Consider the following 21,281-nt stretch of genomic DNA (forward strand, 5'->3'; position numbering starts at 1 on the left):
TGGAAGCTCCTTATTTGATGCTGCGGATGTCGGCGAAATGGCCGGAGACGGCAGCGGCTGCCGCCATTGCCGGGCTCACCAGATGGGTGCGACCACCACGGCCCTGGCGACCTTCAAAGTTACGGTTGCTGGTGGAGGCACAGCGCTCGCCCGGATTCAGACGATCGTTGTTCATCGCCAGGCACATCGAACAGCCCGGTAACCGCCACTCAAAACCCGCCTCGATGAAGATCTTATCCAGCCCTTCCGCTTCCGCCTGGGCTTTTACCGGACCAGATCCCGGTACTACCAGAGCCTGTACGCCCGGCGCGACTTTGCGCCCTTTGGCAACCTCGGCGGCGGCACGCAAATCTTCGATGCGCGAGTTGGTGCAGGAACCGATAAAGACCTTATCGATCGCCACTTCCGTCAGCGGAATGCCGGGTTTGAGGCCCATATAGGCCAGCGCTTTTTCGGCTGATGCACGTTCAACCGGATCGGCAAAAGAGGCTGGATCGGGAACAGCGTCGGTGACGGAAATTACCTGACCGGGGTTGGTGCCCCAGGTCACCTGCGGCGCAATCTCTTCCGCCTGCAGCGTCACGACGGTATCAAACTGCGCGTCATCGTCGGTTTTCAGGGTCTTCCAGTACGCCACGGCATCGTCAAAATCTTTACCTTTTGGCGCATGCAGACGTCCCTTCACATAATTGAAGGTGGTCTCATCAGGTGCTACCAGACCGGCTTTGGCACCCATTTCGATAGCCATATTGCACAGGGTCATGCGACCTTCCATGCTCAATGCCCGGATTGCCTCGCCGCAGAATTCCACCACGTGCCCGGTACCGCCTGCGCTGCCGGTTTTACCGATGATCGCCAGCACGATATCTTTCGCGGTGATCCCCGGCGCAGCTTTCCCTTTCACTTCGATCTTCATCGTCTTCGCGCGGCCCTGTTTCAGGGTCTGCGTCGCCAGAACATGTTCCACTTCAGAGGTGCCGATACCGAACGCCAGCGCGCCAAACGCACCGTGGGTGGCGGTGTGGGAGTCGCCGCACACGATGGTCATGCCTGGCAGGGTAATGCCCTGTTCCGGCCCCATGACGTGGACGATCCCCTGATACGGGTGATTCAGGTCATACAGTTCAACGCCGAATTCGTTGCAGTTTTTAATCAACTCCTGCATCTGAATGCGGGCCATCTCGCCGGAGGCGTTGATGTCTTTGGTCTGCGTGGAGACGTTATGGTCCATCGTCGCAAAGGTTTTTGCTGGCTGACGCACAGGACGGTTATGCGCACGCAGACCATCGAACGCCTGCGGTGAGGTCACTTCATGCACCAGATGACGGTCGATGTACAGCAACGGGGTTTCGTTTGTCGCCTCATAAACCACGTGAGCATCAAACACTTTTTCGTATAACGTTTTCGCCATGATTACACCCCTTCAGCGACATAGCGGGCAATAATGTCACCCATTTCATCGGTACTGACTGCCGCGCCACCGCGCGCCAGATCGCCGGTACGGACACCTTCTTCTAATGCGCGATTAATGGCATTTTCAATGGCCACTGCCGCGTCGTCTGCGCCCAGGCTGTAACGCAGCAGCAACGCCAGCGACAGGATCTGCGCAATCGGGTTGGCAATATTCTTCCCGGCGATATCCGGCGCGGAGCCACCCGCGGGTTCGTACAGACCAAAACCCTGTTCATTCAGACTGGCTGACGGCAGCATGCCCATCGAACCGGTGATCATCGCGCACTCGTCTGACAGGATGTCGCCGAACAGGTTGGAACACAGCAGCACATCAAACTGCGACGGATCTTTAATCAGCTGCATGGTGGCGTTATCGATGTACATATGCGCCAGTTCAACATCCGGATACTCGCGGGCGATTTCGTTGACGATCTCACGCCACAAAATGGACGATTGCAGTACGTTGGCTTTATCGATAGATGTGACTTTGCGGCGACGCTTGCGGGCAGATTCAAAGGCGATACGGGCGATGCGTTCGATTTCAAAACGGTGATACACCTCGGTATCGAAAGCTTTTTCATACTGACCGCTGCCTTCACGGCCTTTCGGCTGACCGAAGTAAATTCCGCCTGTCAGTTCGCGGACACACAGAATATCGAAGCCCTGCGCGGCGATATCAGCGCGCAGTGGGCAGAACTCTTCCAGACCCTGATACAGTCTGGCCGGACGCAAATTGCTGAACAGCTTAAAGTGCTTACGCAACGGCAGCAGCGCGCCGCGCTCAGGCTGTTCGGCAGGCGGCAGATGCTCCCATTTCGGGCCACCCACGGAGCCAAACAGCACCGCATCGGCATTTTCACAGCCTTCAATGGTGGCCTGCGGCAGCGGCGTGCCTTGTTTGTCGATGGCGATGCCACCGACGTCATAATGGCTGGTGGTGATCCGCATCGTAAAACGCTGGCGAACGGCATCCAGTACCTTCAGGGCTTGCGCCATCACTTCCGGGCCAATACCGTCACCCGGCAAAACGGCAATATGGTAATTCTTCGACATCACACGGTTTCCTTGTTGTTCTCATTATTCTGAGCTTTGCGTTGCAGCTCTTTTTCGACTTCAGCGGCGCGCCAGATGCTGTTCAGGACATGAACCATCGCTTTGGCGGAAGATTCCACGATGTCGGTCGCCAGACCCACCCCGTGGAAACGACGGCCGTTGTAATTCGCTACGATATCGACCTGACCCAGGGCGTCTTTCCCCTGGCCTTTGGCGCTCAGGCCATATTTGACCAGTTCGATGTTGTAGTTAGTGATGCGGTTAATGGCCTGATAGATAGCATCAACCGGACCGTTACCGTTCGCCGCTTCGGCTTTAATCTCATCACCGCAGGCCAGTTTGACGGAGGCGGTGGCAATATCGCTGGAGCCGGACTGAACGCTGAAGTAGTCCAGACGGAAATGCTCTGGCTCTTCCTGCTGCTTATTAATGAACGCCAGCGCTTCCAGATCGTAATCAAAGACCTGGCCTTTTTTATCCGCCAGTTTCAGGAACGCATCGTACAGATGGTCCATGTTGTAATCGGTCTCTTTATAGCCCATCTCTTCCATGCGATGTTTCACCGCCGCACGACCAGAGCGGGAGGTCAGGTTCAGTTGCATCTGATTCAGACCGATCGATTCCGGCGTCATGATTTCGTAGTTTTCACGATTTTTCAGCACGCCGTCCTGATGGATACCGGAGGAGTGAGCAAACGCGCCGGTGCCGACAATCGCTTTGTTGGCCGGAACCGGCATGTTGCAGATCTGGCTGACGGTCTGGCTGGTACGCCAGATTTCATGGTGATTGATGTTGGTGTGCACGTTCATGATATCTTTGCGCACTTTGATGGCCATGATCACTTCTTCCAGCGAGCAGTTACCCGCGCGCTCGCCGATGCCGTTCATCGCCCCTTCAACCTGACGTGCGCCTGCATGCACCGCAGCAATGGCGTTACCGACCGCCAGGCCTAAATCGTCATGGGTATGCACCGAGATGATCGCTTTATCGATATTAGGCACGCGCTCGTACAGGCCGGTAATAATGTTGGCGAACTCAAACGGCATGGTGTAGCCGACGGTGTCCGGAATATTAATGGTTCGTGCCCCGGCGTTAATCGCCGCTTCAACCACCCGCGCCAGATCCTCAATCGGCGTACGGCCCGCGTCTTCACACGAAAATTCCACGTCATCGGTGTAATTGCGCGCGCGCGTTACCATATAAATGGCGCGCTCAATGACCTCGTCCAGCGTGCTGCGCAGCTTGGTGGCGATATGCATGGGTGAGGTGGCAATAAAGGTATGAATGCGGAACGCTTCGGCGACTTTTAATGATTCCGCCGCGACGTCGATATCTTTTTCGACACAGCGCGCCAGCGCACAAACGCGGCTGTTTTTCACCTGGCGGGCAATGGTTTGCACCGATTCAAAATCGCCCGGTGAAGAGACCGGAAACCCGACTTCCATTACGTCCACGCCCATACGTTCGAGGGCCAAAGCAATCTGCAGCTTCTCTTTTACGCTCAGGCTCGCCTGTAATGCCTGTTCACCGTCACGTAAGGTAGTATCAAAAATAACGACTTGCTGGCTCATGATTTAGGTCCTTGATTGTCTTTGGCGCCTTGCTACGAGCATAAAAAAACCCGCGCATGGCGCGGGTTTAATTCGTTACCGGAAGATGACTTATCGCAAAACGTCGCCCACCAGACTACCGCGCGCAAAAGAGGCGTTTAGTAGTAGTAGGCTGGTGAAACGTGACGTGCGATTCATTAATGTCATACTCCAGATGAAATCGATATGCTTTTAGTGGTACTGGATACGCCGTTTGATGTCAAGCCCCGGTCGTGAAAACCAACCTGACAAATGACGGCATTCAGGGCGCTGTTTTAGCTTATTGTGCTGATGCGCCTGCTGCGCGCAGAATAACGCCAATGTTTTTTCGAGACACTTTTCATATTTTGAATCATTTTTATAGATTCGCTTGCATTTGTGGACGGGAAATATCGCGCAAGTAATAATTATATCTATATGATTCATTTAAATTTATTTGTGGAAACAATAAGTCTCAAAAAAGACTTTAATTAATTTGATAAATAGTTGTTAATTAGAAAGTGTTTTACTAAATATACATTTTAATTTTGCTAAACATTAAATGCGTTTTATGTCCGTTGATTATTAATGCCGTTTATGAGTAAACTTTGCTCATTGAGCGGAGTTATAGTTTTTAGTGTCGACATGGCAGTATTTCGCGTGCCCCGGTCTATTGGCAGTGATGTTTCTTTATGTTTTCCTAATTTTTATTATTTCTCTTTTGTAGATTTTATATGCATGGTAAATCATATTGTCAGAATTTATTATTGCATTAATGCAAAGGGAGTTTAGTGTGACTGTGGAGTTAGAAATGCCCGTGGAAAAAATTGAGCGCCAGGCGAGACAGGTGGAGATGACAAAACCACAGCTGCGCATGGTGGATTTAAATTTATTGACTGTGTTTGATGCGGTCATGCAAGAGCAAAATATTACCCGTGCGGCGCATATGTTGGGGATGTCGCAGCCCGCGGTGAGCAACGCTGTCGCGCGACTCAAGGTCATGTTCAACGATGAGCTGTTTGTGCGCTATGGTCGCGGTATTCAGCCAACGGCGAGGGCGTATCAGCTGTTTGGCTCTGTGCGCCAGGCATTACAACTGGTGCAAAATGAGTTACCGGGGTCCGAATTCGAACCTATCAGTAGCGAGCGCGTTTTTAATCTCTGTGTCTGCAGTCCGCTGGATAACTTTTTGACCTCGCTTATTTTTAATCGGGTCAGAGAAATTGCGCCAAATATCCATCTGGTATTTAAGTCATCCTTAAATAAGAATACCGAACATCAGCTCCGCTATCAGGAAATCGAATTTGTTCTGGGATATGAAGAGTTTCGCCGCCCGGAGTTTTCCTGCACACCGCTGTTTAAAGATGAAATGGTATTAGTCGCCAGTCGTAAACACCCGCGTCTGAGCGGCCCGCTTAAAGAAAGTGATGTCTATAAAGAAGAACATGCCGTCGTTTCTCTCGATCGCTACGCTTCTTTTAGCCAGCCATGGTATGACACCGCAGATAAACAAGCCTGCATCGCTTATCAGGGAATGGCATTAACCAGCGTGCTGAATGTGGTGTCGCAAACACAAATGGTGGCCGTCGCACCGCGCTGGCTGGCAGAGGAGTTTTCTGATTCACTGGATCTTCAGTTATTACCGTTACCGTTAAAACTTAATAGCCGGACCTGTTATCTTTCCTGGCATGAGGCGGCGGGTCGCGATAAAGGCCATCAGTGGATGGAAGAGCTGCTGGCGTCTATTTGTCTGCGCTAATTATCGTGACAACAAACAGAGCGCACGTTCGCTCTGTTTGTTTTGTGTGTAAGAGAATAACCAGCATTTTATTCTGTTTCTTACTGAGGGTTATCCCCGGCTCCCGACAAAAAATGGATCATTTCCTGTTCTTTTCCCGTTATCCCGAGTAATGACTATCCTCTTTTCTTATCACTGAAGCTTTTCACCATTTTCTTAACGCTTGCCTGGTATTTCTTCTTTTTCGCCAGGCGTTATCTGCGCCGGGGCGAATTGCCTGCCTGAAAGTGAGCGGTTATGTTAATTGAATATGATTATCGACGAGCGTTATCGTCTCGTCAGACGCGCGTGTGGAAATGAATTCCGCATCGCCAAACAGAGCCTGGAGGCAAGTCATGGAGATGTTGTCTGGAGCCGAGATGGTTGTCCGATCGCTTGTCGATCAGGGCGTGAAGCAAGTGTTCGGCTACCCCGGTGGGGCTGTCCTTGATATCTACGATGCGTTACATACCCTCGGCGGTATCGAACATGTGCTGGTACGGCACGAGCAGGCAGCGGTGCATATGGCCGATGGACTGGCGCGTGCAACGGGGGAAGTGGGCGTGGTGCTGGTCACTTCAGGCCCAGGTGCTACCAATGCGATCACCGGCATTGCGACGGCCTATATGGATTCAGTCCCGCTGGTGGTGCTGTCCGGGCAGGTCGCAACCTCGCTGATTGGCTACGATGCCTTCCAGGAGTGCGACATGGTGGGGATTTCCCGCCCGGTGGTGAAACACAGCTTTCTGGTTAAACAAACCGAAGATATCCCCGGCGTGCTGAAAAAGGCGTTCTGGCTGGCGGCCAGCGGTCGTCCTGGGCCAGTGGTGGTCGATCTGCCAAAAGATATCCTTAACCCGCAAAACAAGCTGCCATACGTCTGGCCGGAAACGGTGAGCATGCGCTCCTACAACCCGACGACAACCGGACATAAAGGGCAGATTAAACGCGCGTTGCAAACGCTGGTTGCCGCGAAAAGACCGGTAGTCTACGTCGGCGGCGGGGCGATCAACGCAGAATGTAGTGAGCAGCTCAAAACGCTGATTGAGAAACTCAATCTGCCGGTAGCTTCTTCATTAATGGGGCTGGGGGCGTTTCCTGGTACGCATCGTCATTCACTGGGCATGCTGGGCATGCACGGGACGTACGAAGCGAACATGACGATGCATCATTCTGATGTGATTTTTGCGGTGGGCGTGCGCTTTGACGATCGCACGACCAACAATCTGGCGAAATATTGCCCGGATGCCACCGTGTTGCACATTGATATCGATCCGACGTCGATTTCCAAAACCGTACCGGCGGATATCCCGATTGTCGGCGACGCCCGGCTGGTACTGGAGCAGATGCTTGAGCTACTGGAGCAGGAAGAGGCCGCCCAGCCGCTGGATGATATCCGCGACTGGTGGCAGCGAATCGAGCAGTGGCGCGGCCGACACAGCCTGAAATATGACACGCAGAGCCCGGCGATTAAACCGCAGGCGGTCATTGAAACCCTCTGGCGGCTGACCAAAGGTGACGCTTACGTTACCTCCGATGTCGGTCAGCATCAGATGTTTGCCGCGCTCTATTACCCGTTTGATAAACCACGTCGCTGGATCAACTCCGGCGGTCTCGGCACCATGGGCTTCGGCCTGCCAGCCGCGCTGGGCGTGAAGATGGCATTGCCTGACGAAACGGTGATCTGCGTGACCGGCGATGGCAGTATTCAGATGAACATTCAGGAGCTGTCGACGGCGCTGCAGTATGAACTGCCGGTGCTGGTCGTCAACCTGAACAACCGCTATCTCGGCATGGTGAAACAGTGGCAGGACATGATCTACTCGGGCCGCCATTCGCAATCCTATATGAAGTCCTTGCCGGACTTTGTGGCGCTGGCACAGGCCTATGGTCACGTCGGCATTCAGATCAACCAGCCCGATGAACTGGAAGCGAAGCTGGCGGAAGCGCTGGACATGGTGCGTAACCAGCGGCTGGTGTTTGTCGATGTCACTGTCGATGGAAGTGAACACGTTTATCCGATGCAAATTCGCGGTGGCGGAATGGATGAAATGTGGCTGAGCAAAACGGAGAGAACCTGACTATGCGCCGGATATTATCAGTATTACTGGAAAACGAATCGGGCGCTCTGTCGCGCGTCATTGGCCTCTTTTCGCAGCGAGGCTATAACATTGAGAGTCTGACCGTTGCGCCAACGGACGATCCGACGCTCTCCCGCATGACGATCCAAACCGTTGGTGACGAGCAGGTCATCGAACAGATCGAAAAACAGCTGCACAAACTGGTGGATGTGTTGCGGGTCAGCGAACTGGGGCAGGGGTCGCACGTTGAGCGCGAAATCATGCTGGTCAAAGTGCAGGCCAGCGGATACGGGCGCGAAGAGGTGAAACGCAACACCGAAATCTTCCGTGGGCAGATTATCGACGTCACGCCGTCCATCTATACCGTTCAACTGGCCGGTACCAGCGACAAACTGGATGCGTTCCTTGCCACATTGCGCGATGTGGCGCGCATTGTTGAAGTGGCGCGTTCTGGCGTGGTGGGTCTCTCCCGTGGTGAGAAGATCATGCGATAAGTCCTGCTGATGAATTAAAATGAAGCCTGACACCACCGGTCAGGCTTTTTTTTTGCGAATCCAGTGGGAAGAGTCAATAAAAGCGGTTGCCGCAGTTATCATTCTGCGCTTAGATGTTAATAAATTTTACCCATACCTTCGCGAAGGTTATGGATTGTACAAGTTAAGCAAGGGGCAATTGTGAAACTGGATGAAATCGCCCGGCTTGCCGGTGTCTCCCGGACGACGGCGAGCTATGTGATTAACGGTAAAGCTAAGCAGTATCGCGTTAGTGATAAAACCGTCGAAAAAGTGATGGCCGTGGTGCGTGAGCATAACTACCATCCGAACGCGGTGGCTGCCGGGCTCCGTGCAGGACGCACTCGTTCTATTGGTCTGGTGATCCCTGATCTGGAAAACACCAGTTATACCCGCATTGCAAATTACCTGGAGCGTCAGGCGCGCCAGCGCGGCTATCAGTTGCTGATTGCCTGCTCGGAAGATCAGCCGGATAACGAAATGCGCTGTATCGAGCATCTGTTACAGCGGCAGGTGGATGCGATTATCGTTTCAACGTCTTTGCCGCCAGAGCATCCCTTCTATCAGCGCTGGGCGAACGACAATTTCCCGATTGTGGCGCTGGATCGCGCGCTCGATCGCGAACACTTCACCAGCGTTGTCGGCGCCGATCAGGACGATGCCGAAATGCTGGCCTCTGAACTGCGCAAATTCCCGGCGGAAAATATCCTCTATCTTGGCGCGTTGCCGGAACTCTCCGTCAGCTTCCTGCGCGAACAGGGATTCCGCACCGCCTGGAAAGATGATCCGCGTAAAGTGGATTATCTGTACGCCAACAGCTACGAGCGCGAAGCTGCCGCGCAACTGTTCGATAAATGGCTGGAAACGAACCCGATGCCGCAGGCGTTGTTCACCACGTCGTTTGCGCTGTTGCAGGGTGTGATGGACGTAACGCTACGCCGGGAAGGCAAGCTGCCGCCGGATCTGGCCATCGCCACCTTTGGTGATCACGAACTGCTGGATTTCCTGCAATGCCCGGTGCTGGCGGTTGCCCAGCGTCACCGCGATGTCGCAGAGCGCGTGTTAGAAATTGTGCTGGCGAGCCTCGATGAACCGCGTAAACCGAAGCCGGGGCTGAGCCGCATTCGTCGAAATCTTTATCGTCGCGGCAGTCTGAGTCGTCGTTAAGCGAATAAACGATGCGGTAATGATAAAAAAGTAAGGGATTATTTGATATTCAGATAATTCCTTACTTTTTCCAGGGATCTAATTCAAATCGCGTTTAATCTCACCAGAAACGGACCACTAACTGACCAGAAAAGAATATCGATGTATTATTTTGTTACACCCGCCGTGGATTTGTCCAATTAACAAACACTTCATCGAAAAACCCATCGCCTCACACGCCTTCCCGCGGAAAAATGGCGGCTCACCATGCTCAGAAGGGCTGTTATCGTGTCGGGGAATGTCCTAAAATGCCGCGCACGTCGCAAACTGACACTTTATATTTTCGCTCGATGATATTGAGTTTCTTTTAACGAGCATGAACAGATTTGTTTTTTTTCTTGCAACTATTCATAGCGTTAATTTGCCTCGTTTGGTGGACATAAATTAAACAGGGCGAATATCTGCCGCCATTATTGGGTTTTTTAACTCTGTTAGCGTCAGTGCTGGCTTGACAAGCTTTTCCTCCGCTCCGTAAACTCTTTTAGGTGGGAATTTGTGGGTGAAAGTGGAGAAAAGGGGTGAGGCTGGCATGTTCCGTGGGGCAACGTTAGTCAATCTCGACAGCAAGGGTCGTTTATCGATACCTACGCGGTATCGCGATCGGCTGGTCGAAAACGCTTCCGGTTTAATGGTTTGCACCATTGACATCCATCACCCGTGCCTGCTGCTTTACCCACTTCCCGAATGGGAAATTATCGAGCAAAAACTGTCGCGCCTGTCGAGCATGAATCAGGCCGAGCGCCGCGTACAGCGTTTGCTGCTTGGACATGCAAGCGAATGTCAGATGGACAACGCCGGTCGTTTACTGATTGCACCGGTTTTACGGCAACACGCCGGACTGACCAAAGAAGTGATGCTGGTCGGCCAGTTCAACAAATTTGAGCTGTGGGACGAAACGACCTGGTATCAACGGGTCAAGGAAGATATAGACGCTGAGCAGTCCGCATCCGGAGAGTTGTCGGATCGGCTGCAGGATTTGTCCTTATAAATGATGGAAAACTTTAAACATACGACGGTACTGCTGGATGAGGCCGTAAATGGCCTGAATATTCGTCCTGATGGTACCTACATCGATGGCACATTTGGTCGCGGCGGTCATTCGCGACTGATTCTTTCGCAACTGGGCGCGGAAGGACGACTGCTGGCTATCGATCGGGATCCGCATGCGATCGCCGAAGCACAGCGCATTGACGATCCTCGCTTTTCCATCGTACATGGTCCTTTTTCCGCGCTGGGCGACTACGTTGCCGAACGCGAGCTTACTGGCAGGATCGACGGCATTCTTCTCGATCTTGGTGTCTCTTCACCGCAGCTTGATGACGCTGAGCGCGGTTTCTCCTTTATGCGCGACGGCCCGCTGGACATGCGCATGGATCCGACACGTGGGCAATCTGCCGCTGAATGGCTGCTGAACGCTGACGAAGCCGACATCGCCTGGGTGATCAAAACCTTTGGCGAAGAGCGTTTCGGCAAGCGCATTGCCCGCGCCATTGTGGAGCGAAACCGCGAACAGCCGATGACCCGCACCAAAGAACTGGCTGAAGTGGTCGCTGCGGCCACACCGGTGAAGGACAAATTCAAACATCCCGCGACCCGTACCTTCCAGGCGGTGCGCATCTGGGTAAACAGTGAACTGGAGGAGATAGAGCAGGCGCTAAAAAGCTCGATCGACGTGCTGGCCCCGGGTGGGCGGCTCTCCATCATCAGTTTCCACTCGCTGGAAGACCGCATTGTGAAACGCTTTATGCGTGAGCAAAGCCGCGGTCCGCAGGTTCCGGCAGGGCTTCCGATGACAGAAGAGCAACTCAGGAAGCTGGGTGGCCGTCATTTTCGGGCATTAGGCAAGATGTTGCCGGGCGAAGATGAAGTGGCAGAGAATCCACGCGCTCGTAGTTCAGTGCTGCGTATCGCAGAAAGGACGAACGCATGATCAGCAGAGTGTCAGAGGCCTTAAGCAAAGTAAAAGGATCGATTGGAAGCAACGAGCGCCATGCCTTGCCTGGCGTGATCGGTGACGATCTTTTGCGATTCGGGAAACTGCCACTCTGCTTGTTCATTTGCATCATTGTTACCGCGGTGACAGTCGTGACCACGGCGCACCATACGCGCCTGTTGACCGCGCAACGCGAACAAATGGTTCTGGAACGCGACGCTCTGGATATCGAGTGGCGCAACCTGATCCTCGAAGAGAACGCGCTCGGCGATCACAGCCGGGTTGAGCGGATCGCGACAGAAAAGCTGCAAATGCAGCATGTCGATCCGTCACAAGAGAACATCGTGGTACAGAAATAAGGATTACGGCGACGCATGAAAGCAGCGGTAAAGACGCTAAAACCGAAACGTCAGGAAGAACAGGCCAACTTTATCAGTTGGCGTTTTGCGTTGCTTTGTGGTTGTATCCTGCTGGCGCTGGCTTTCCTGCTGGGCCGCGTGGCCTGGTTGCAGATCGTTAACCCTGACATGCTGGTACGCCAGGGCGATATGCGCTCCCTGCGCGTCCAGGAAGTGTCCACCTCCCGCGGCATGATCACTGACCGCTCCGGTCGCCCGCTGGCGGTCAGTGTGCCGGTGAAAGCGATCTGGGCCGATCCCAAAGAATTACATGACGCAGGCGGAATCACCCTTGATAACCGCTGGAAGGCGCTTTCCGATGCGCTGAAAATGCCGCTGGATCAACTGGCGTCGCGGGTGAATGCGAATCCGAAAGGGCGCTTTATCTACCTGGCGCGTCAGGTCAACCCGGACATGGCGGATTACATCAAAAAACTGAAGCTGCCGGGGATTCATCTGCGTGAAGAGTCTCGTCGCTATTATCCGTCAGGCGAAGTGACCGCTCACCTCATCGGCTTCACTAACGTCGACAGCCAGGGGATTGAAGGCGTTGAGAAGAGTTTTGATAAGTGGCTGACCGGCCAGCCGGGTGAGCGCATCGTGCGTAAAGACCGCTATGGTCGCGTCATTGAAGATATCTCCTCAACCGACAGCCAGGCCGCGCACAACCTGGCATTGAGCATTGATGAGCGCCTGCAGGCGCTGGTGTACCGGGAACTGAACAACGCCGTGGCGTTCAACAAAGCCGAATCCGGCAGTGCGGTGCTGGTGGACGTGAACACCGGCGAAGTGTTGGCGATGGCGAACAGCCCGTCGTACAACCCGAACAACTTCACCGGGACGGCGAAAGACGCGATGCGTAACCGGGCGATCACCGACGTGTTTGAACCGGGCTCGACGGTGAAACCGATGGTCGTCATGACGGCGTTGCAGCGTGGGATCGTCAACGAAAACAGCGTCCTGAATACCATTCCATACCGAATTAACGGCCACGAAATCAAAGACGTGGCGCGCTACAGCGAATTAACCCTGACTGGGGTATTACAGAAGTCGAGTAACGTCGGTGTCTCCAAACTGGCGTTAGCGATGCCGTCCTCAGCGTTAGTAGATACTTACTCACGTTTTGGGCTGGGAAAGGCGACCAATTTGGGGTTGGTCGGAGAACGCAGTGGCTTATATCCTCAAAAACAACGGTGGTCTGACATAGAGAGGGCCACCTTCTCTTTCGGCTACGGGCTAATGGTAACCCCGTTACAGTTAGCGCGAGTCTACGCAACCATCGGCAGCTATGGCATTTATCGCCCGCTGTCGATTACCAAGGTTGATCCTCCGGTTCCGGGTGAGCGTGTCTTCCCGGAACCGCTCGTTCGTACCGTCGTCCACATGATGGAAAGCGTGGCACTGCCTGGCGGCGGTGGCGTGAAAGCAGCGATCAAAGGCTATCGCATCGCGATTAAAACCGGTACGGCGAAAAAAGTAGGGCCTGATGGCCGCTACATCAACAAATATATTGCTTACACCGCGGGCGTTGCGCCAGCGAGCCAGCCGCGTTTTGCGCTGGTCGTGGTCATCAACGATCCACAGGCAGGTAAATACTACGGTGGCGCCGTTTCCGCGCCGGTGTTTGGTGCCATCATGGGCGGCGTATTACGCACCATGAACATTGAACCGGATGCGCTGGCAACGGGCGAGAAAAGTGAATTTGTGATTAATCAAGGCGAGGGAACAGGTGGCAGATCGTAATTTGCGCGACCTTCTTGCTCCGTGGGTGCCGAACGCACCGGAGCGAGCACTGCGAGAGATGACACTCGACAGCCGTGTGGCGGCGTCGGGCGATCTCTTTGTTGCGGTGTTGGGTCATCAGGCGGACGGGCGTCGATATATCCCGCAGGCGATTGCGCAAGGTGTTGCTGCCATTATTGCTGAGGCAAAAGATGAAGCCGCCGATGGCGAAATCCGTGAAATGCACGGTGTTCCGGTGATCTACCTCAGCCAGTTAAACGAGCGCTTATCCGCACTTGCCGGTCGTTTTTATCACGAGCCTTCCGACCTTCTGCGTCTGGTGGGCGTGACCGGCACCAACGGAAAAACCACCACCACGCAACTGCTGGCGCAATGGGCGCAACTGCTCGGTGAAACCAGCGCCGTGATGGGGACTGTCGGTAACGGTCTGCTGGGCAAAGTGGCGCCAACGGAAAATACCACGGGTTCTGCCGTTGATGTGCAGCACGTGCTGTCAGGTCTGGCAGGGCAGGGGGCCACCTTCGCCGCGATGGAAGTCTCTTCTCACGGGCTGGTGCAGCATCGCGTGGCGGCGCTGAAATTCGCTGCGTCGGTGTTTACCAACCTGAGCCGCGACCATCTTGATTATCACGGCGACATGGAACATTACGAAGCGGCGAAATGGCTGCTTTATTCCACTCACCACTGTGGTCAGGCAATTATCAACGCCGATGACGACGTGGGTCGCCGCTGGCTGGCAAAACTGCCGGATGCCGTTGCGGTGTCGATGGAAGATCATATTAACCCGAACTGCCATGGCCGCTGGCTGAAGGCGACCGCCGTGAATTATCACGACAGCGGCGCCACCATTCAGTTTGATTCCAGCTGGGGCCACGGTGAAATTGAAAGTCGGCTGATGGGCGCGTTTAACGTCAGCAATCTGCTGCTGGCGCTGGCCACGCTGCTGGCTCTGGGTTACCCGCTGGCGACGCTGCTGAAAACGGCGGCGCGTCTGCAGCCGGTTTGCGGGCGTATGGAAGTGTTTACCGCGCCGGGGAAACCCGCGGTGGTGGTGGATTACGCCCACACGCCGGATGCGCTGGAAAAAGCGCTGGAAGCGGCGCGTCTGCACTGCGCGGGCAAGCTGTGGTGCGTCTTTGGTTGCGGCGGCGATCGCGACAAAGGCAAACGTCCGTTAATGGGGGCGATTGCTGAACAGTTTGCGGATATCGTGGTGGTTACTGATGACAATCCGCGTACCGAAGAGCCGCGGGCGATCATCAACGATATTCTGGCGGGCATGGTCGATGCCGGGCGCGCGATGGTCAAAGAAGGGCGCGCGGAAGCGGTGACCAACGCCATCATGCAGGCCAAAGAGAACGATGTGGTGCTGGTTGCCGGTAAAGGCCATGAAGATTATCAAATCGTGGGTAGCCGTCGTCTGGATTACTCCGACCGTGTGACTGCGGCGCGTCTGCTGGGAGTGATCGCATGATTAGCGTAACGCTACGTCAGCTGGCCGACATTCTGTGCGGCGAACTGCACGGGCAGGATCTGACGATTGACGCCGTGACCACCGATACGCGCCAGCTGACGGCGGGCTGCCTGTTTGTGGCGCTGAAAGGCGAGCGATTCGACGCCCACGATTTTGCCGACCAGGCGAAAGCGGGTGGTGCTGGTGCGTTGCTGGTGAGCCGTAAACTGGACTGTGATTTGCCGCAGGTCGTGGTGAAAGATACCCGCCTGGCGTTTGGCGAACTGGGCGCCTGGGTGCGTCAGAACGTTCCGGCACGCGTGGTTGCGCTGACCGGTTCATCCGGCAAAACCTCTGTGAAAGAGATGACGGCGGCGATTCTCAATCAGTGCGGAAATACGCTGTATACCGCCGGAAACCTCAATAATGACATCGGCGTGCCGATGACCTTGTTGCGCCTGACGAAAGCCCATCAGTTTGCGGTGATTGAACTGGGTGCCAACCACCAGGGCGAAATCGCCTGGACGGTGAGTCTGACGCGTCCGGAAGCGGCGCTGGTGAATAACCTGGCGGCAGCGCATCTGGAAGGGTTTGGTTCGCTGGCGGGCGTGGCAAAAGCCAAAGGTGAGATTTATACCGGTCTGTCAGAAAACGGCATCGCCATTATGAATGCTGATAACAATGACTGGCTGAACTGGCAGAGTGTGATTGGTAACCGTAAAGTCTGGCGTTTTTCCCCGAATGCGGCGAACAGCGATTTTACCGCCACCAACATTCATGTGACCAGCCACGGTACGGAGTTCACACTGCAAACGCCGAACGGCAGTATGGATGTGCTGTTGCCGCTGCCGGGTCGTCACAATATCGCTAACGCGCTGGCGGCAACCTCGCTGGCGATGGCGGTCGGTGCTGATCTCCAGGCGGTAAAAACGGGGCTGGCAAGTTTAACGTCGGTGCCGGGGCGTCTGTTCCCGATCCCGCTGGCGGAGAACAAGCTGCTGCTGGACGACTCCTATAACGCGAACGTCGGCTCCATGACGGCGGCGGTGCAGGTGTTGTCGGAAATGCCGGGCTACCGCGTGCTGGTGGTTGGCGATATGGCGGAGCTGGGCGCTGAAAGCGAAGCCTGCCATGTTCAGGTCGGTGAAGCGGCAAAAACCGCCGGTCTCGACCGTGTGCTGAGCGTAGGCAAACTGAGCCAGGCGATCAGCAATGCCAGCGGTGTGGGCGAACATTTTGCCGATAAAGCGGCGTTGATTGCCCGTCTTCGCGGCATTGTAGAAGAAAAACAAATGATAACTATTTTAGTGAAGGGTTCACGTAGTGCCGCCATGGAAGAGGTAGTACGCGCATTACAGGAGAATGGGACATGTTAGTGTGGCTGGCCGAACATTTGGTCAAATATTATTCCGGCTTTAACGTCTTTTCCTATCTGACGTTTCGCGCCATTGTCAGCCTGCTGACTGCGCTGTTCATCTCATTGTGGATGGGCCCGCGCATGATTGCCCGTCTGCAAAAACTGTCGTTTGGCCAGGTGGTTCGTAACGACGGTCCGGAATCGCACTTCAGCAAGCGCGGTACGCCAACGATGGGCGGGATTATGATCCTCACCGCGATTGTGGTGTCTGTGCTGCTGTGGGCTTACCCGTCCAACCCGTACGTCTGGTGCGTGCTGGTGGTGTTGGTCGGCTACGGCATCATCGGCTTTGTCGATGACTACCGCAAAGTGGTGCGCAAAGACACCAAAGGGCTTATCGCGCGCTGGAAATATTTCTGGATGTCGGTGATTGCGCTGGGTGTGGCGTTCGCGCTGTACCTCGCCGGAAAAGACACGCCCGCCACCGAACTGGTGGTGCCGTTCTTTAAAGACGTCATGCCGCAACTGGGGCTGTTTTACGTGCTGCTGGCGTACTTTGTCATCGTGGGTACCGGCAACGCCGTTAACCTGACCGATGGCCTCGACGGGCTGGCGATCATGCCGACGGTATTTGTCGCAGGCGGTTTTGCGCTGGTGGCGTGGGCGACCGGTAACATGAACTTCGCCAGCTACCTGCATATTCCGTATTTACGCCATGCGGGTGAACTGGTGATTGTCTGCACGGCGATTGTCGGCGCAGGTTTAGGATTTTTGTGGTTTAACACCTACCCGGCCCAGGTTTTCATGGGCGATGTTGGTTCTCTGGCACTGGGCGGCGCGCTGGGCATTATCGCCGTGCTGCTGCGTCAGGAGTTCCTGCTGGTCATTATGGGTGGTGTGTTCGTGGTGGAAACCCTGTCGGTCATCCTGCAGGTGGGCTCCTTTAAGCTGCGCGGCCAGCGCATCTTCCGGATGGCGCCGATTCACCACCACTATGAACTGAAAGGCTGGCCAGAACCGCGCGTGATCGTGCGCTTCTGGGTGATTTCGCTGATGCTGGTCCTGATTGGTCTGGCAACGCTGAAGGTACGTTAATCATGGCAGATTACCAGGGCAAAAAAGTCGTCATTATCGGTCTCGGATTGACCGGACTTTCCTGCGTCGATTTTTTCCTCTCGCAGGGCGTTACGCCACGCGTCATGGATACCCGTATGACGCCGCCTGGTCTCGATAAACTGCCGGAAGAGATTGAACATCATACCGGCAGCCTGAACGACAACTGGCTGATGGACGCCGATCTGATCGTGGCAAGTCCCGGGATCGCGCTGGCGCATCCATCTCTGATCGCCGCGGCGGAAGCGGGCGTGGAGATCGTCGGTGATATCGAACTGTTCTGCCGCGAAGCGCAGGCGCCGATCGTGGCGATCACCGGATCGAACGGCAAGAGCACCGTTACGACGCTGGTCGGTGAAATGGCGAAAGCAGCGGGCGTGAACGTTGGCGTGGGCGGTAACATTGGTCTTCCGGCCCTGATGCTGCTGGATGTCACCCGTGAACTGTACGTGCTGGAGCTGTCCAGTTTCCAGCTGGAAACCACCACCAGTCTGCAGGCAGCCGCGGCAACCATTCTGAACGTCACAGAAGATCATATGGATCGCTATCCGTTTGGTCTGCAGCAGTATCGCGCGGCGAAATTGCGTGTCTATGAAAATGCCAGCGTGTGCGTGGTGAACGCCGACGACGCGCTAACCATGCCGATACGCGGCGCCGATGAGCGTTGCGTCAGCTTTGGCGTCAATATGGGTGACTATCACCTGAACCGTCAGCAGGGCGAAACCTGGCTGCGGGTGAAAGGTGAAAAAGTGCTGAACGTGAAAGAGATGAAACTCTCCGGGCAGCATAACTACAGCAATGCGCTGGCAGCGCTGGCGCTGGCGGATGCCGTCGGCTTACCGCGCGCCAGCAGTCTGAAAGCACTGACGACGTTCACCGGTCTGCCACACCGTTTCCAGGTGGCGCTGGAACATAACGGTGTGCGCTGGATTAACGACTCCAAAGCGACCAATGTCGGCAGTACCGAAGCGGCGCTGAATGGCCTGCATGTTGACGGTACGCTGCATCTGCTGCTGGGCGGCGATGGTAAATCCGCTGATTTCAGCGCGCTGAAACAGTACCTCGGCGGCGATAACGTTCGCCTGTATTGCTTTGGCCGTGATGGCGGCGAGCTGGCAGCGCTGCGTCCTGAGATTGCGACGCAGACCGATACCATGGAACAGGCGATGCGTCTGATAGCACCGCAGGTTAAGGCGGGTGACATGGTGCTTCTGTCTCCGGCCTGCGCCAGTCTCGATCAGTTCAAAAATTTTGAGCAGCGTGGCGATGAATTTACGCGCCTGGCGAAGGAGTTAGGCTGATGCGCTTATCTCTCCCTCGCCTGAGAATGCCGCGACTGCCTGGATCAGGAATTCTGGTCTGGGTGTTCAACGCGTTAAAAGGCTGGGTGATGGGCTCGCGCGATAAAGACACCGACAGTCTGGTCATGTACGACCGCACGCTGCTGTGGCTGACGCTGGGGCTCGGGGCTATCGGCTTTATCATGGTGACTTCGGCGTCGATGCCGGTGGGGCAGCGTCTGGCGAACGATCCGTTCCTGTTCGCCAAACGTGATGGCCTGTACCTGATTCTGGCGCTGTGCCTGGGGCTGATTACTCTGCGCCTGCCGATGGAGTTCTGGCAGCGTCACAGCACCACCATGCTCATTCTGTCTATTGTGATGCTGCTTATCGTACTGGTTGTCGGGAGTTCGGTTAACGGGGCGTCACGCTGGATAGCGATTGGCCCGCTGCGCATTCAGCCTGCGGAATTTACCAAGCTGTCGCTGTTTTGTTATATCGCCAACTATCTGGTGCGTAAGGCTGACGAAGTACGTAACAACCTTCGCGGCTTCTTAAAACCGATGGGGGTGATTTTTGTGCTGGCGATCCTGCTGCTGGCCCAGCCGGACCTCGGTACCGTGGTGGTGCTGTTCGTCACCACGTTGGCGATGCTGTTCCTGGCGGGCGCCAAGCTGTGGCAGTTCATTGCCATTATCGGCATGGGGCTTTCGGCGGTAGTGCTGCTGATCCTCGCCGAGCCGTACCGTATCCGCCGCGTGACCTCCTTCTGGAACCCGTGGGAAGATCCGTTCGGCAGCGGTTATCAGCTCACCCAGTCGCTGATGGCGTTTGGCCGTGGCGAAATGTGGGGGCAGGGGCTGGGGAACTCCGTACAGAAACTGGAGTATCTGCCGGAAGCGCATACTGACTTCATCTTCGCCATTATCGGCGAGGAATTAGGTTATATCGGTGTGGTACTTGCACTTTTAATGGTATTCTTCGTCGCTTTTCGTGCGATGTCCATCGGGCGAAAAGCACTGGAGATTAACCAACGTTTTGCGGGTTTCCTCGCCTGTTCTATCGGTATCTGGTTCAGTTTTCAGGCGTTAGTGAACGTCGGTGCGGCAGCGGGGATGTTGCCGACCAAAGGTCTGACGCTGCCGCTGATCAGTTACGGTGGTTCGAGTTTGTTGATTATGTCGACAGCAATCATGTTTTTGCTGCGCATTGATTATGAAACGCGTCTGGAAAAGGCTCAGGCGTTTACGCGGGGTGTTCGATGAGTGGTCAGGCAAAGCGGTTGATGGTGATGGCGGGCGGTACCGGCGGACACGTGTTCCCGGGGCTGGCGGTCGCGCACCATTTAATGGATCAGGGCTGGCAGGTGCGCTGGCTGGGAACCGCTGACCGTATGGAAGCGGATTTAGTGCCTAAACACGGTATCGGGATCGATTTTATCCGCATTACTGGCCTGCGCGGTAAAGGCGTTAAAGCGCAGTTACTGGCTCCGGTCCGCATTTTCAATGCCTGGCGACAGGCGCGGGCGATCATGAAACGCTTCAAACCCGACGTGGTGCTGGGTATGGGCGGTTATGTCTCTGGCCCGGGCGGTCTGGCGGCGTGGTCGCTGGGCATTCCTGTCGTCCTGCACGAACAAAACGGCATTGCTGGCCTGACGAACAAATGGCTGGCGAAAATCGCGAAGAAAGTGATGCAGGCGTTTCCTGGCGCTTTCCCGAATGCTGATGTTGTCGGCAACCCGGTGCGTGTCGATGTGCTGGCGCTACCGTTGCCGGAACAGCGTCTGCCGGGGCGTGATGGCCCGATTCGTGTGCTTGTAGTCGGCGGCTCTCAGGGCGCGCGTGTGCTTAACCAGACGATGCCACAGGTGGCGGCGAAACTCGGCGACAGCATTACCGTCTGGCACCAGAGCGGCAAAGGCGCGCAGCAGACTGTTGAGCAGGCTTATGTCGATGCCGGGCAGCCACAGCATAAAGTGACTGAATTTATCGATGATATGGCAGCGGCGTATGCCTGGGCGGACGTCGTGGTTTGCCGTTCCGGTGCGCTGACCGTCAGCGAAATCGCGGCTGCAGGTCTCCCGGCGCTGTTTGTGCCTTTCCAGCACAAAGACCGGCAGCAGTACTGGAATGCGTTGCCGCTGGAAAAAGCGGGTGCCGCGAAGATTTTCGAACAGCCGCAGTTTACGGTGGACGCGGTTGCGACCACTCTCGCAGGCTGGGACAGAAAAACATTACTGGTGATGGCTGAACGCGCACGCGCGGCAGCGATCCCGGATGCCACCGAACGGGTGGCGAAAGAAGTGAGCCTGGTTGCTCAGGCTTAACCCTCGCAGCGCGTGTTGCGCTGCAC

General features: G+C 55.3%; 17 protein-coding genes. 14 read left to right on the plus strand and 3 right to left on the minus strand.

Annotation, left to right across the window (positions count from 1 at the left end):
• Positions 1-10 precede the first annotated feature (10 nt).
• The 3 genes from leuC to leuA are packed head-to-tail and all read right to left on the minus strand — an operon-like array spanning position 11 to position 4,076.
• Complete coding sequence (leuC, locus tag AOY23_RS02960; RefSeq protein ID WP_054178348.1) at positions 11-1,411, minus strand: 3-isopropylmalate dehydratase large subunit; 1,401 nt, start codon at positions 1,409-1,411, stop codon at positions 11-13.
• Between the two features lie 2 nt (positions 1,412-1,413).
• Complete coding sequence (gene leuB / locus AOY23_RS02965) at positions 1,414-2,505, minus strand: 3-isopropylmalate dehydrogenase (protein WP_054178349.1); 1,092 nt, start codon at positions 2,503-2,505, stop codon at positions 1,414-1,416.
• A complete protein-coding gene (gene leuA, locus AOY23_RS02970; RefSeq protein WP_054178350.1) occupies positions 2,505-4,076 on the minus strand; it encodes a 2-isopropylmalate synthase in 1,572 nt (523 codons plus the stop codon). The genes leuB and leuA overlap by 1 nt, the downstream gene beginning before the upstream one ends.
• 790 nt (positions 4,077-4,866) lie before the next feature.
• On the opposite strand from leuA, the gene leuO reads away from it, so the two are divergent.
• From leuO to murG, 14 genes are all read left to right on the plus strand, one after another.
• Positions 4,867-5,832 (plus strand): transcriptional regulator LeuO, encoded by a 966-nt coding sequence (gene leuO, locus AOY23_RS02975; RefSeq protein ID WP_072170904.1) that lies wholly within the window; start codon positions 4,867-4,869, stop codon positions 5,830-5,832.
• A gap of 374 nt (positions 5,833-6,206) precedes the next feature.
• Positions 6,207-7,931 carry an acetolactate synthase 3 large subunit gene (gene ilvI / locus AOY23_RS02980; RefSeq protein ID WP_054178352.1) on the plus strand — a complete coding sequence of 575 codons (1,725 nt, stop codon included), beginning with the start codon at positions 6,207-6,209 and terminating at the stop codon, positions 7,929-7,931.
• A gap of 2 nt (positions 7,932-7,933) precedes the next feature.
• On the plus strand, positions 7,934-8,425 hold the full coding sequence (ilvN, locus tag AOY23_RS02985; RefSeq protein WP_049849829.1) for an acetolactate synthase small subunit: 492 nt from the start codon (positions 7,934-7,936) through the stop codon (positions 8,423-8,425).
• A 180-nt stretch (positions 8,426-8,605) separates the two neighbouring features.
• Complete coding sequence (cra, locus tag AOY23_RS02990; protein ID WP_054178353.1) at positions 8,606-9,610, plus strand: catabolite repressor/activator; 1,005 nt, start codon at positions 8,606-8,608, stop codon at positions 9,608-9,610.
• A gap of 568 nt (positions 9,611-10,178) precedes the next feature.
• Positions 10,179-10,637 carry a division/cell wall cluster transcriptional repressor MraZ gene (mraZ, locus tag AOY23_RS02995; protein WP_038155647.1) on the plus strand — a complete coding sequence of 153 codons (459 nt, stop codon included), beginning with the start codon at positions 10,179-10,181 and terminating at the stop codon, positions 10,635-10,637.
• Positions 10,638-11,579, plus strand: a complete 942-nt coding sequence (gene rsmH, locus AOY23_RS03000) for a 16S rRNA (cytosine(1402)-N(4))-methyltransferase RsmH (protein WP_054178354.1) — start codon at positions 10,638-10,640, stop codon at positions 11,577-11,579.
• A complete protein-coding gene (gene ftsL, locus AOY23_RS03005; RefSeq protein WP_038155644.1) occupies positions 11,576-11,941 on the plus strand; it encodes a cell division protein FtsL in 366 nt (121 codons plus the stop codon). The genes rsmH and ftsL overlap by 4 nt, the downstream gene beginning before the upstream one ends.
• 15 nt (positions 11,942-11,956) lie before the next feature.
• Entirely contained in the window at positions 11,957-13,723 is a 1,767-nt protein-coding gene (gene ftsI, locus AOY23_RS03010) for a peptidoglycan glycosyltransferase FtsI (RefSeq protein ID WP_054178355.1), read from the plus strand.
• On the plus strand, positions 13,710-15,197 hold the full coding sequence (gene murE, locus AOY23_RS03015; protein WP_054178356.1) for a UDP-N-acetylmuramoyl-L-alanyl-D-glutamate--2,6-diaminopimelate ligase: 1,488 nt from the start codon (positions 13,710-13,712) through the stop codon (positions 15,195-15,197). Before ftsI ends, murE begins: the two co-directional genes overlap by 14 nt.
• On the plus strand, positions 15,194-16,552 hold the full coding sequence (gene murF / locus AOY23_RS03020; protein WP_054178357.1) for a UDP-N-acetylmuramoyl-tripeptide--D-alanyl-D-alanine ligase: 1,359 nt from the start codon (positions 15,194-15,196) through the stop codon (positions 16,550-16,552). The genes murE and murF overlap by 4 nt, the downstream gene beginning before the upstream one ends.
• Positions 16,546-17,628 carry a phospho-N-acetylmuramoyl-pentapeptide-transferase gene (mraY, locus tag AOY23_RS03025; RefSeq protein ID WP_038155638.1) on the plus strand — a complete coding sequence of 361 codons (1,083 nt, stop codon included), beginning with the start codon at positions 16,546-16,548 and terminating at the stop codon, positions 17,626-17,628. The genes murF and mraY overlap by 7 nt, the downstream gene beginning before the upstream one ends.
• Positions 17,629-17,630: 2 nt before the next feature.
• Positions 17,631-18,947, plus strand: a complete 1,317-nt coding sequence (gene murD / locus AOY23_RS03030; protein ID WP_054178358.1) for a UDP-N-acetylmuramoyl-L-alanine--D-glutamate ligase — start codon at positions 17,631-17,633, stop codon at positions 18,945-18,947.
• Positions 18,947-20,191: a cell division protein FtsW gene (gene ftsW / locus AOY23_RS03035; RefSeq protein WP_054178359.1), complete on the plus strand. Its 1,245-nt coding sequence runs from the start codon at positions 18,947-18,949 to the stop codon at positions 20,189-20,191. Before murD ends, ftsW begins: the two co-directional genes overlap by 1 nt.
• A complete protein-coding gene (gene murG / locus AOY23_RS03040) occupies positions 20,188-21,255 on the plus strand; it encodes an undecaprenyldiphospho-muramoylpentapeptide beta-N-acetylglucosaminyltransferase (RefSeq protein WP_054178360.1) in 1,068 nt (355 codons plus the stop codon). Before ftsW ends, murG begins: the two co-directional genes overlap by 4 nt.
• The last annotated feature ends 26 nt before the right edge of the window (positions 21,256-21,281 follow it).

Origin of the sequence: Trabulsiella odontotermitis, from assembly GCF_001297775.1 — a bacterium.
Lineage (GTDB): Bacteria > Pseudomonadota > Gammaproteobacteria > Enterobacterales > Enterobacteriaceae > Trabulsiella > Trabulsiella odontotermitis.

What these genes read in the sequence shown, in the direction of transcription:
- leuC (WP_054178348.1), bottom strand. Translation starts at nt 1,411, where the DNA reads ATGGCGAAAACGTTATACGAAAAAGTGTTTGATGCTCACGTGGTTTAT.
- leuB (WP_054178349.1), bottom strand. Translation starts at nt 2,505, where the DNA reads ATGTCGAAGAATTACCATATTGCCGTTTTGCCGGGTGACGGTATTGGC.
- leuA (WP_054178350.1), bottom strand. Translation starts at nt 4,076, where the DNA reads ATGAGCCAGCAAGTCGTTATTTTTGATACTACCTTACGTGACGGTGAA.
- ilvI (WP_054178352.1), top strand. Translation starts at nt 6,207, where the DNA reads ATGGAGATGTTGTCTGGAGCCGAGATGGTTGTCCGATCGCTTGTCGAT.
- ilvN (WP_049849829.1), top strand. Translation starts at nt 7,934, where the DNA reads ATGCGCCGGATATTATCAGTATTACTGGAAAACGAATCGGGCGCTCTG.
- mraZ (WP_038155647.1), top strand. Translation starts at nt 10,179, where the DNA reads ATGTTCCGTGGGGCAACGTTAGTCAATCTCGACAGCAAGGGTCGTTTA.
- rsmH (WP_054178354.1), top strand. Translation starts at nt 10,638, where the DNA reads ATGATGGAAAACTTTAAACATACGACGGTACTGCTGGATGAGGCCGTA.
- ftsL (WP_038155644.1), top strand. Translation starts at nt 11,576, where the DNA reads ATGATCAGCAGAGTGTCAGAGGCCTTAAGCAAAGTAAAAGGATCGATT.
- ftsI (WP_054178355.1), top strand. Translation starts at nt 11,957, where the DNA reads ATGAAAGCAGCGGTAAAGACGCTAAAACCGAAACGTCAGGAAGAACAG.
- murF (WP_054178357.1), top strand. Translation starts at nt 15,194, where the DNA reads ATGATTAGCGTAACGCTACGTCAGCTGGCCGACATTCTGTGCGGCGAA.
- mraY (WP_038155638.1), top strand. Translation starts at nt 16,546, where the DNA reads ATGTTAGTGTGGCTGGCCGAACATTTGGTCAAATATTATTCCGGCTTT.
- murD (WP_054178358.1), top strand. Translation starts at nt 17,631, where the DNA reads ATGGCAGATTACCAGGGCAAAAAAGTCGTCATTATCGGTCTCGGATTG.
- ftsW (WP_054178359.1), top strand. Translation starts at nt 18,947, where the DNA reads ATGCGCTTATCTCTCCCTCGCCTGAGAATGCCGCGACTGCCTGGATCA.
- murG (WP_054178360.1), top strand. Translation starts at nt 20,188, where the DNA reads ATGAGTGGTCAGGCAAAGCGGTTGATGGTGATGGCGGGCGGTACCGGC.